The sequence below is a fragment of the Paenibacillus sp. 1-8 genome (assembly GCF_056316205.1).
On the sequence record NZ_CM149995.1, the window covers coordinates 4,788,891 to 4,800,654 of the forward strand.

7 protein-coding genes are annotated in these 11,764 nt (G+C 41.5%); 1 reads left to right on the plus strand and 6 read right to left on the minus strand.

Translation table 11 applies throughout. From position 1 onward, the window contains the following. Positions 1–29: 29 nt before the first annotated feature. The 4 genes from AC0WRU_RS22130 to AC0WRU_RS22145 form a co-directional block, all read right to left on the minus strand. Positions 30–1,556 (minus strand): hypothetical protein, encoded by a 1,527-nt coding sequence (locus AC0WRU_RS22130; RefSeq protein ID WP_476126304.1) that lies wholly within the window; start codon positions 1,554–1,556, stop codon positions 30–32. A 21-nt stretch (positions 1,557–1,577) separates the two neighbouring features. Beyond that, the gene (locus AC0WRU_RS22135; RefSeq protein ID WP_476126305.1) at positions 1,578–2,483 is read right to left on the minus strand and encodes a class I SAM-dependent methyltransferase; all 906 of its coding nucleotides are present in this window, start codon (positions 2,481–2,483) and stop codon (positions 1,578–1,580) included. After that, on the minus strand, positions 2,476–3,675 hold the full coding sequence (locus AC0WRU_RS22140; protein WP_476126306.1) for an ABC transporter ATP-binding protein: 1,200 nt from the start codon (positions 3,673–3,675) through the stop codon (positions 2,476–2,478). The genes AC0WRU_RS22135 and AC0WRU_RS22140 overlap by 8 nt, the downstream gene beginning before the upstream one ends. Positions 3,676–3,790: 115 nt before the next feature. Beyond that, a complete protein-coding gene (locus tag AC0WRU_RS22145; RefSeq protein ID WP_476126307.1) occupies positions 3,791–4,582 on the minus strand; it encodes an ABC transporter permease in 792 nt (263 codons plus the stop codon). A gap of 117 nt (positions 4,583–4,699) precedes the next feature. Between AC0WRU_RS22145 and AC0WRU_RS22150 the strand changes: the two genes are divergently transcribed. Then, positions 4,700–7,156: an O-antigen ligase family protein gene (locus tag AC0WRU_RS22150; protein WP_476126308.1), complete on the plus strand. Its 2,457-nt coding sequence runs from the start codon at positions 4,700–4,702 to the stop codon at positions 7,154–7,156. A 75-nt stretch (positions 7,157–7,231) separates the two neighbouring features. On the opposite strand, the gene galU is transcribed toward AC0WRU_RS22150, so the two are convergent. Then, positions 7,232–8,125, minus strand: coding sequence for a UTP--glucose-1-phosphate uridylyltransferase GalU (gene galU, locus AC0WRU_RS22155; RefSeq protein ID WP_476126309.1), 894 nt, complete (start codon positions 8,123–8,125; stop codon positions 7,232–7,234). 119 nt (positions 8,126–8,244) lie between these two features. Continuing rightward, the gene (locus AC0WRU_RS22160; RefSeq protein WP_476126310.1) at positions 8,245–11,685 is read right to left on the minus strand and encodes an SNF2 helicase associated domain-containing protein; all 3,441 of its coding nucleotides are present in this window, start codon (positions 11,683–11,685) and stop codon (positions 8,245–8,247) included. Positions 11,686–11,764 lie beyond the last annotated feature (79 nt).

Consider the following 11,764-nt stretch of genomic DNA (forward strand, 5'->3'; position numbering starts at 1 on the left):
AATCATTCCTTAAAATATAAAATTTATTATTAATCCACGCTTTTCCGAAAAATTCTTTTGCAAAAAAGACGAATTTTCCACCATCTTGTGCTTGTCATATCATTTATAGTTTGCTCTCTACTTGTCAACAAGCATGTTAGTTCTTGCATTTGTCGTTGTAATCCATGAATTTCTTGATGCAATGAGCTTATTTCCTGATTTGACGAATCCAATTTATGATTTAAAACATTAATTTTTTCTACTTTATCACTAAGATTTTCTTTTACAATACTTAAGTTCAAACCCAATTCATTTAAAGTGTCTAGAAGCTCGTTTTTCTCAACTACCAACTCACTGATTTTTTCTTCTTGAGCGGAAAAATTGCTCTGATTTATTAAAATCTCATTCTGAAGTGAGTTGTTTTTCTTTTGAACTTCCTTCATTAAACCTTCTGGGAATTCCTCAATATAGACAATTGGAAACTCTATCCTTTTATATTCCTTATTTTTTACCTGGTAATATATTTGCGGGTCATCATCAAGAAAAACATAGTATCCGCCACCTGTCCAATCAGCATTTGAAGAAAATTCTCTAATTTGTACTATGTTATCTTCAAGATCTATTAGTCTCGCTTCTCCAATACGTACAATTCCTCTGCCTTCCATAGGATCAAATCGGACACAACTGATCTGACCCTTCTGGGATAAATCACAAGCAATCGTCTGATCGGGTTCTGCTATCTCAAAATACATGCTTTTATCTTCAGAAAGTTCTTGGTTTGCACTTACAAAAATTTGAGCTGTATATTCTACTGGTTCGATAAACTTGAATTGGACTGCCTTTTTTAAATATTTTTGCAAAAATAGCAGTTCTTTTTCAGTTCCTACCCTATCTGCGAATTTATTAGCCATATCAATGTAATCTGGAATCTCCCCCTGTGAGACCCCGACATAGGAAAACATATCCTCAATGGGAATAAAGCTCTGCAAGCTGGCATAATGGGAATAATAGAAACTATTAATCGCTCTAAACTTAATGAAATTTAGAGGAATCGGAAACAGATATACCCACTCGTAATCAATGATACTAAGCTGATTATCATCACCCAAAAGTATGTTATCCAGATTAAGATCAATGTTAGCAATGGTAAAACTATTCAAACCTAATAGTTTACTTTTTTCTCCAAAAACACTGATAAACTCGGGTGTATTACTAAATTCACAATAATGACCTTCTGCGACGGTCTCCAAGAAATCAGTAAACAATCCCAGTATTTCGTATACTAGATCTCTTTGCTTATTTATCACTGCTTCAAGAATCAGTTGGTCTAGGCTTTTACCTTCTAAGTACTCAAATAGCACTGACCCTTTCTCATAAGAAAGCGGTTTGACAAGTTTACTAGGCTGGTATACAGCTTTTAGTAACTCATAGTTTGAATAAATCCGCTTAATATGATCCACTGCTCGATCTGTTAATGCAGTTTTGGAAACATACATAAATTTATCTTGATGTATACTTGTTTTTATTTGATATTCAGGAGCACGTTCGCGACTATATTTGGAATAAATAGTTTCCATTTCTTAACCTCCTCTCCTCATTTAACTTGAACAAAAAACGAGAAATGAGTTTGAAAAAGTAGAAAATAGCTGGTTATTGATGATGTTGTCCGTGACCGATTCCTCATCAAACAGCACCACTCTATTTTGGTCGTAATTAGTATTTCTGCTCCTTAATTCACCCACACAAGGCAGTCGCTTATCTGAATAGAGTTGTGTAGGCATCTTATAATCAGGAAACGGATAATAAAATTTCATTCCACCAAATCCCGAATTATAAATCAATTTTTCTATTTCCAACTTTGAGAAAGTGGCCATCCCCCTGTTTGAAGGATAATTTTGAAGACTGTCAAAAAAATCACCTGTATGATCTTCACGACTTCCTGCCCAATATTTAAGACCTAATTTATTTTCGATGGCAATAATAAGAACACCATCCCTTTTAAGGAATTTTTTAATATTTTTCAAAAACGTAACATAGGGTGAGTTAGTTTCCGTATATAAAGCTGCGTACTCCAAAACACCTATTAAAGTAATGTAATCAAATTTTTTATCTAGTTGAATATCATTTAAATTCCCTATCACAATTTCGAGATTACTCTTGTCTGAGTGACGATTCGCGTTAATCAATGCACGTTTCTTTGATAATTCTATGCATGTAACACTCTTTGACTTGTTACATAGCAGACCTGTTAAAGCTCCACAACCTGCACCTATTTCTAAAATTTCACTTTCTGGTCTAAATTGATACCACTCTAATAGATTGTGACGAGTAGGAGAAAAATGATACAAAATCGGCCATCGGCTATCTTCTCGAAGAACTTGACCTAAATCGCGGCCATTATACAACATGCTCAGTAGTTCATCTTCTATTTTTCCATCTGAATAGCTATCTTCGCCATTATAATAACTATAGTTCATTTTCACACTTCCAATATACTCAATCATCTTGCCCCTTCCTTTCGAAATCTGAAATGAGGATCGTTGAGTTCATATCAAAGAAGCCCACACTATTCTTATTAGATATAACATGAAGATTCATAATATCGTACAATCTATGAAAAACAACAAAGTCATTCCCTTCATAGCACGTGCATCCTAATGAAATTAAGTAGTCTCCACCTTGAAGGTCATTGTTTTGGGTGAAACTAATTTCGATAATTTTCTCAGGTACTACCTTGTCAATATTTACAGATTCTAACATTGTATTCGTGCCAGTTATTTCCGTTCCTCTGGCATCCTTGATGCTAAAGGCAAAAATAGGATCTCTTATGTCGTTATTGAACCGAATTCTCATTTTAATTTTAAAAGGCTTTCCTTTCAAAACTACATTCGTTAAATCATTATTGTGATCAAAAATGGCGAAATCTAAAATTTCAGCTCGTTTGTCACCATATTCTGAATAAGCTGGATTAATATTAAGTTTATCTTTCCATATTTCGTTATCATCCCTACTATGTTTAGATATTAAAGGTTCACTACTATTATTGGTATCATACATACCAACTAATATTTTCTTATATATATCAATCATAGGGCCGGGCAGGCCTTCTTCAACAATTTCGCCTTCGTTCATTACAATTACACGTTCACAGTATTTCATAATGCTGCTCATATCATGAGTAACAAAGAGAATTGTTTTACCTTGCTCTTTAAACTCTGAAAATTTCTTAAAACACTTTGCTTGAAAAAAAATATCCCCCACAGACAATGCCTCATCTACAATAAGGATTTCCGGTTCAACATTAATCGCAACCGCAAAGGCTAACCTAACAAACATTCCACTAGAATAGGTTCTTACAGGCTGGTAAATAAAATCACCGATATCCGCAAACTGAATAATATCATCCAATTTAGCATCCATTTTTTCTTTACTGAATCCCATCATTGTACCATTCAAATACACATTTTCGATCCCTGAAAAATCGGGATTAAATCCTGCACCTAACTCTAACAAAGCAGATATTTTCCCACGAACCTGGACGTCTCCAGTAGTAGGCGATAGCACACCTGTTACAATTTTCAGCAGAGTCGATTTCCCCGATCCATTTTTACCGATAATCCCTACTGATTCGCCTTTATTAATTTGAAATGAAAGATTATTCAAAGCAAAAAATTCTTTATGATAACTTTTTTTCATTGGATGAAGCGACTCTTTTAATCGATCTGAGGGATTAGAGTACAACTTGTATATTTTCGTCAGTTCTTTTACATCGATTATTGGGGTCATCATAGTATCTCCTACACGAATCAATTTATAAAACATCTGCAAAATGAGGTTTTAATTTCTTAAATATGACTAAGCCTACTGAAAGCAAAACAACGCAAACAATCCAAAAATAGAGAGTTTGAAAAGGTTTTTCCCAGAACCAATTGTTATACAAAAAGGTGTCTCTAAATCCTTCAGCAATATAGTAGAAAGGATTTAACTTAAACAGGAATTGATAGTTGGCTGGAGCAATATTCAAGTTCCACACAATAGGAGTCAGCCAAAAACCAATTTGTATCATCACAGAAACGATTTGTGCAATATCTTTAAAAAACGGCAGTATTGACGCGGTTATAAAGGTTACACCTAATAGTAAAACAACTGTACAGACAACGTAATATATTAATTGCAACCATGATAAAGTTGGCATAACTCCATAAATAAATAAAATAGCTATAAAAAATACAATAAAAAATAAATGTATAAATAGAGCCGAAAGAATTTTTATAATTGGGAGTATACTAATTTTAAATACAACTTTCTTGACTAAAAAGCTATACTCGGAAAAGCTCAATGTTGCATTCATAAAGGCTTCTGAAAAAAAGAACCAGGGCACCATTCCACAGATCAGCCATAATACAAAAGGGTATCCCTCTGGTGTACTACCGCTTCTAAATCCAATTGCAAAAACAAACCAATACAGCAAAATTGTTATAACTGGATTTACAAATGCCCAAATAGCTCCAAAGTAGGATCCCTTAAATCTTTTGTTAAAATCATTTTTTGATAGATCTATAATCAGTCTTCTTTTAGAAATGTACTCTTTCAAATGGCTCACTACTCAAGCATCCCCTAACTAATAACTATCTCATTGATTTTTGTTTTATAAATTTCAACTAAACAACATTCTATGCTAAAATATTGACGTATCTACAAGAAAAGGAGATTGTAAACCTTGTCGAATCCAGTATACGGGAAACAGGCCAAAACGTCGACCCGTGACGATAAAAGGCCGGCTATTTTTTGGGTGTTAATTGTTGGGATCATTCTGTTTTTAGCTTGGGCCCCCTTCCAGGCTGCACTTTTTAATGGGCAAATGCTCGATTTTGAGAAGCCATTATACTGGGCTTTGATCATCAGCACGATTCTATTGATTTTAGGAATCGTAACCTATTATAAGAAATTCAAGCTGGAAGAGCAAAGGGATTGGCTGGCTGTATTGGTACTGCTGCTTCCCCTGACTTATGTGCTTTCGCTAACTTCAGCAGCTTCTCATTATCTCGCAATGAATATGGTAGTAGTGCAGTGCATATATGCCGCTCTGTTTATCATCTCAATCTATCTACTCCAGGATCGGTTAGGCAATAAGATTATTCACAATCTGATTATGACCGTTGCTTATGTCATTGTAGGCTTTGGCTTTATCAACTGGTTCGGACAGTGGGTGCTTACCGGCAAGCTGGTAGGTTGGTTTAGCCAATATGTTTATCAAAACCGTTATACCAATGCAGTCATGACAGATTCAAATGGGCTCCGGCTGACATCAGTGTTTCAATATGCGAATACATATGCCGCCTTTCTAATGGCTTTCCTATTCGCAGCCGTTTTTTGTCTGATGAAATCAAAATCATGGTATGGCAAAGCTACTCATGGCTTCATGTTGGTGCCAATTCTGGTCTCGCTATTCCTGACCTTGTCACGGGGCGGTCTGGTTATGCTGCCAGTCGTATTCGTGCTGCTCTTGCTTTTCTTTAAACCTGCACGCCAGATTATATGGATTTTGCATTGCGCCATTGCTGGTGTAGCGTCAATATCTATCTTGGCTCCGATTACGAATATGGGATTACAACTCAATAAGACCTACAACGGCGGGGAGGCGGCCAAGGCTTGGGGATTACTTATTGGTGTCTCCCTTGCTGTAGCTGTCGTACTGTGGCTTGTTGAACGTTATCTGGCACCAAAGCTGGAGAATGCCCTCAAAGGGTGGACCTCCCGGAAGTTCTCCAACCTGTGGCTGCCTGTCGGATCGGTTGTGGTGATTGGCTTGCTGGCTTTTCTGTTTATTGGAACCGGCCTGCGCAGCGTACTGCCTGATAACGTCCAGGTCCGGTTAGAAAACATCAATTTCCGGCAGCATAGTGTGCTAGAGCGACTTGTATTCTATCAGGATGCTGCCAAATCGATTAAGGATCACCCTGTTATTGGAAGCGGCGGTGGCGGTTGGGCAACTTTATACGAAAAATACCAAGATTATCCTTATACAAGCCGTCAGGCCCATAACTTTTTTATGCAGTACCTGGTTGAAGTTGGCATTCTCGGTTTTGTAATTTTCATGTCATTCATCTTATATATTTTCTACAAATATATTCGTAACTATATTAGACAGAATGATGAAGAACGGGATTCTCACTTTCTGTATCTTATTGTGGCACTCTCAATCCTACTTCATAGCTTGTTGGACTTTAATCTCAGTTACGTGTTCATGGGCATACTGGTATTCGTGAGTCTCGGTGGTATGGCCGCTGCTATGGACAGCAAGCCGCTTAAACGCCTGTCTATGAACGCTTCCGGATTCCGGATCATGTACAGTGCAGTCATTGGTGTCCTGAGCATCGTGCTGCTTTTTGCTGGTCTCCGCTTCGTGCAATCGGCTAATGCTGCCACATATGCCAAACAGATTATGGCGGTCAGCACATCATTTGAGGAAATTCAAAGTGCTATTAATAAAGATCTTGAACTTCGCCCTACACATCCGGATTCGGTTATAAGACTGGCTGCACTGTACAAGAGTGTTTATCAGCAAACGAAAAAAGAGGAATTTTATACTGCTGCAATAGAGGTGCTAAATACGGGCCTGAAGGCAGAGCCGTATAATAAAATCATGTATAACTCCAAAATTAACCTTTTACAAATAAAGGGTGAGAATGAGCAGGCCTTCAGCATTTTGGAAAATAACATTTCCAACTTTAAATGGGACAATGACTGGTACAATATGTTGATCACTCAAGCTTATTCTCTTGGTGATCAGGCACGTGAGCAGAAGGACACGGCCAAGGAGCAGAAATATTTCCAAGCAGGTCTTGCTGCTTACCAGCAGGTTCTGGATGGGGTAGCTCATATTAGGACGGTTCCACCTGAAATTCAATTGACACGTACTTTTGAAGTAACCCCAAGCATTGCGCTCAGTACTGGCAAAATTGAGTTCGTGTCAGGTAAGCCTGCAGAGGCTGCCAACATCCTCAAAAACGGCTTGAAAGACGATTTGAGCGATGCTACGAATCGTGAGGTGGCTCGCTATTATATCGTCGCTCTGCAAAAGCAGGGACAGGATGACAAAGCATTGTACGATAAGCTGATAAAAGCTGATCCGAAGGAGAAGGAGCAAATCGCTCAGTTGAAATCGGAGAAATAGAGCAACACAAAAAGAGGCTGCCGTGATATAACACATCATCTGGCAGTCTCTTTTTTATAAAGGAAGAGGGGCTTATTACGGTGATACTTTTTTTTGTTGATCTATCTCTTCAATAACCTGTCTCATATAAGCCAAAACTTCATCTTTAATCTCGTTATGCTGCAGGGCATAATGAATGGTTGTTTCAATGAACCCCAACTTCTCCCCAACATCATGACGGTTCCCATCAAATTCATAGGCCAGGATCGGATTGATCTCACTCAATTTGGATATAGCATCCGTCAATTGTATCTCGCCACCCACACCTGCGGATTGCTGACCCAGGATATCAAAAATATCAGGTGTCAAAATATAACGCCCCATAATAGCCAAATTGGAAGTCGCATCTTCAATCTTCGGTTTTTCAACTAAACGCCTAGCCTCTGAAATCTTGCTTGTAAGTGCTTGGCCTTCAACAATACCGTAGCGGTTAACCTCGTTCCAATCCACTTGTTTTACTCCTACAACAGAACGCTGATACTCATCGAACACGTCAATCATCTGTTTGAGACATGGATTCTCAGACTCAACGATGTCATCCCCTAAAAGTACGGCAAAAGGTTCGTCACCGATAAACTTACGTGCACACCAGATGGCATGTCCCAACCCTTTAGGTTCCTTCTGACGAATATAGTGGATATCTGCCATCTCTGATGGCTTGCGCACCTCATTGAGCAGATTCCATTTTTCCTTGGCTGCCAGATTATGCTCCAGCTCAAATGAGTAATCAAAATGATCCTCAATCGCTCTTTTACCTTTACCTGTTACGATAATAATATCTTCAATCCCAGATGCTACAGCCTCTTCGATAATATATTGAATGGTTGGCTTATCTACAATCGGAAGCATTTCTTTAGGCATCGCTTTGGTAGCAGGAAGGAAACGGGTTCCTAATCCCGCAGCAGGAATAATTGCTTTACGGATTTTCATGGGTTAAACTCCTTTGTCTTCAATATAACGGATAGATATACTGTCTATGATTATAACAAGAAGGCGAACTATTTTAATAGTGTATGCTATATTTTCCGACATGTACTGGACTTCCCCTACTATACCCTCAACAATTCCCGGATGTCCTCCTCGGTGAGTGTGGATGATGGGCCTTCGGCCGGATCTAGAACGTCCTTGATAAGGTCCTTCTTACGCTGTTGAAGCTCCAGCATAGTCTCCTCAATGGTGCCTTCGGCGACGAGACGGATGACTTGAACGACGCGTTTCTGGCCCATGCGGTGGGCGCGTCCGGCGGCTTGTTCCTCGACGGCGGGGTTCCACCACAGGTCGTACAAGATAACCGTGTCAGCTCCGGTCAAGTTCAGACCCGTTCCACCTGCCTTGAGGGAAATCAGGAACACGTCGTTCTCTCCTTCGTTAAAGCGGCGGCACATTTCTACACGGTCACGTGCAGGGGTGCTACCGCTCAGATAGAATACTCCTGCCCCCTCCTTTTCCAGTGCGGAACGGATTATGTCCAACATGCTGGTGAACTGGGAGAAGACGAGCATACGTCTACCGCTGGCGCGTGCCTCGGCAACGGTCTCCAGCAGCTGTTCCATCTTGCCTGAGGAGCCTTGATAATCCTCCACAAAGAGGGAGGGATGGCAGCACAACTGGCGCAGCCGGGTAATCCCTGCCAAAATTTTCATACGGCTTTTTTGAAATCCATTTGTTTGCAAGTCCTGAATGGTGTCATCCCGCAGTTGAGACAGATATGCGACATAGAGCTTCTTTTGCTCTCCGGATAGCTCTGAACGTTGTACAGTTTCGATTTTATCCGGCAGTTCCTCAAGCACGTCCTCTTTCAGACGTCTCAAAATGAAGGGAGAGACCATACGTGCAAGCTGCTCACGCGGAATGTCCCTGAAGCTTTTACGACCCGAGAACAGGCCGGGGAACACAGCGTCAAAGATGGACCATAACTCCTCCAATGAGTTTTCAATCGGTGTGCCCGTCAAAGCAAAACGGCGCGGAGCTGACAGCTGCTTGACCAATTGAGCGGTTAGGGAGCCTGCATTTTTAATCGCCTGGGCTTCATCCAGAATGAGCGTGCTGAACGTTTTGTCCTCATACCATTCAAAATCGCGCCGTAACAGCGGGTAGGAGGTAATTATGACCTCTGGCCCTTGATCTCCTTCTACCGTGGCGAGCAAGCCGCTACGCTCCCCCTTCTGTCCGGCAACGACCTCTACACGAACATGGGGAGCAAAGCGCTTGAATTCATTTTCCCAGTTATACGTAAGAGACGCCGGGGTAACAATTAGTACAGGCATGGAAGCCTGGGCAGGCGAGGACGACTTGTCCGTTTGCTTCCCAATCTCTGCGTGGCTGTCCAATTCGGAACAGATGTAAGCAATCGTTTGCAGCGTTTTCCCCAAGCCCATATCGTCTGCCAAAATCCCGCCAAAACGGAAGAAAGACAGGCTCTTAAGCCACTGAAAACCCTGTACCTGATAATCTCGCAGCACATTTGCCAAGGATTCCGGTGGATCATATTCCAGCCGCTCAGGATGACGCAAACGCTCCAGGAAACGGCGCAGATGCTTGCCCATCCGAAGTGAACTGGCACCTTGAATATCGTCGGACAACTGAAGGGCCTGTAGAGCAGGCAGTTTGACCGTACCACCCTTCACGTCACTTCGCTTGACACTCAGTTCCTCGGCCATACGTCCATAAGTCGCATATTCCTCACCCTCCAGTGACAGAAAAGCACCGCTGCGCAGACGAATATATTTTTTCTTTTCCACAACACTGAGCATAATGTCCCGTAGTTCCTGTTGATTCATTCCCCCCAGTTCAAAAGACACGTTCAGCCAGTCCAGCTCGCTAGTAAGCTCCGCTTTGATTTTGGGTCTGCTGTCAGGGTCATAGCGCATGCCTCGGGCGGATTGGGAAATATATACCTCGGTCAGTTCCTCCAGCTCAGGCAGAACATGATATAGAGCATCAAAGATCTCATCATCGGTGGTGGCAATCCATCGGAGCCCGTTCCTGCGCATACGCGAAGACTCCAGGACATGCAGTACCCGACGCTCACTGTCCATATTTCGTATTAAAATCATTTTACTGTCAGCACGTTGTTTCCCTTTTTCATCCAAAGGATTCAGGAGAATGCCCTCATAATCAAATTCTAACCGTACGAACAGCTTGCCTTCCTCCCGATCAACAAAGCTTTTACTCACCAATTCCGGCTCGGCGATCCGTTCTCTGACCCGCTTATCTACGCTTACCTTCCCCGCTTTGCGTAACACGGGCAGCGTCTGCTGCACAAATGGCTCGATCTGGGCTGCCGATATATCTACGCTACTATTACCTCCATAGGCCGAGAGAGTATCTCTCATTTTGGCAAGTCGCCGTAGCTTCAGCGGGTTCTCTTCGAAAATCTTCCCATAGCTAACAGTCAAACCGTAGGAAGGGAGCAAAGCGGCTTCCTGCAATCCATTGACATTGAGTTTGTAGCCACCGCTAACGCCTGGAGCAATGTTAAACTCTATGGGTAAAACTTCATCAGAAGCCGTGATTTGACCATTGCCTAGCGTTCCCTTCCCCTCCCAGGTCACAAAATGACATTGCTGGAGCAGCTTATACACATCAGGCCAGTTCATGGGAGGAATGAACATAGCACGAGCATCTCCGGCAAAGCTGTCTGATAAGCTAGAGGGGTTCAATAGTTCTTTGTACATCCGCTCACCGTTTTTAATGTGAATCAGAAGTTCCATCAACTGTCGATCTGCATGGGCAAAATACTGCGTTGCTGGTTCGTAGGAAAACAACTTCGTAAAGCGAAAAGACTCCCCTTTTTCCACACTATCCAAGAATGGCCTTAGCTTCTGCACAACATAAGTTCGCTTCGTCCCTATTTTCATCTCAATATTGATCTGCTCACCTTTATATGAGCTATCCTCTACATGACAAATATATTCAACCTGGAGCTTCTCCTGAGGGGTGGTTGTAAATTCGCTGCTAGCTGGCGACAAGCCGTTGTCTCCCGATTCATCAGTTTGCTTGAATAGCTCCATCAGTTGATCGGCGGTACGATAGGATATCATCTGCTGGAATGGCTCAATAGCAGAACGTATAGCAGGTCGCCGGGAAGGTGCAGATGATAGAAGTGAATCAGGTCCAAAAATGGAGGTTGGCTGGGTTTGTCCCGCTGCTGGAATATCCAATTGATAGTCAGGTACAATAATTTGGCTCTGCGTCCCGGCCTTGATCATTCGATGTACAGCAATCAGCACTGCGGCAATATGCTTACATCCCTCATGATAGTAGCTGTTTTGATAGGCAGGGCAGGTACATTCCGCGTCCAGACCGAACTCATCCAGATCAATATGGACCTGATAGTTGCGACTCCCCTTCACTACAGCAGCTATTCTGGTGCATGGGGCATTGATTTTTAATGACGTAACTCTGCCCTTTTCGACATATTCCCGCCCTTTGTTGTATGCCGTTGTCCCACAAATGTCACGCACATCCTCCAATGTAAAATGACTCATTTACACTCCCTCCTTGTATCCATGAAAATTTCGCAAAATCCCTTAATATAATTGAATCATTTGAGCTTATTGGAAATGG